Raw genomic sequence first — 283 nt, forward strand, 5'->3', positions numbered from 1 at the left:
AGACGAAGCAGATAACTGTTCTACAACCCTAGACGCTACCTACACAGACACTATAGTCGCTGGAACTTGCGAAGGATCATTCGTAATCACCAGAACATGGACATTAACAGATAGCTGTGGTAACACTGCACCAGAACAAACACAAACCATCACGGTGTCTGATAATATCGCGCCAACATTTACTGCACCTGCAGATATTGAGATATTTACAGATGCATCATGTAACTACGATGCTGGAGTAAACATTACAGGAGATGTTACAGACGAAGCAGATAACTGTTCT

The 283-nt window shown here is 42.4% G+C and carries 1 protein-coding gene; it reads left to right on the plus strand.

The features are described from left to right. Positions 1-283, plus strand: a 283-nt coding sequence (locus tag ACVC08_RS00285; protein ID WP_452600518.1) for a hypothetical protein, incomplete at both ends; no start/stop codon positions are given.

This window comes from Pontimicrobium sp. MEBiC06410 (genome assembly GCF_053601615.1).